This window comes from Gilvimarinus sp. 1_MG-2023 (assembly GCF_030548285.1).
This window is the reverse complement of sequence record NZ_JAUOSC010000400.1, coordinates 1-358: the sequence shown is the minus strand read 5'-3', so window position 1 is coordinate 358 and position 358 is coordinate 1. Positions and strand designations below refer to the sequence as shown.

Sequence of the window (358 nt, the reverse complement as noted above, 5' to 3'; positions counted from 1 at the left end):
CTTCATCCCCCTACCGACGCCAACAGCTGGCCCAGCTGGGCCTGCCGTTTGACTGGGCCAGTCCAGATATTGACGAAACCCCATACCCTGATGAAAGCGTTGATGCCTGTGTGCAGCGGCTCTCTGAACAAAAAGCACGGGCACTGGCAGCACAATACCCGCAACACTGGATCATCGGCAGCGACCAGGCCTGTTCTCTCAATGGCGAAGTGGTCAGCAAACCGGGGAATCATGAGCAAGCCCGGCAACAACTGTTGGCCAGTTCAGGCCAGCGTATTTGTTTTTCGACCGGTGTGGCCTTGTGGCATGCCGGTGAAATCACCAGCGCAGTCGAGCATGTTGAGGTGCAGTTCCGGCC

At 57.8% G+C, this 358-nt stretch carries 1 protein-coding gene; it reads left to right on the top strand.

Features of this window, described 5'->3' with window-relative positions:
- Positions 1-358, top strand: a 358-nt coding sequence (locus Q4563_RS17360) for a Maf family protein (RefSeq protein WP_303605388.1), incomplete at both ends; no start/stop codon positions are given.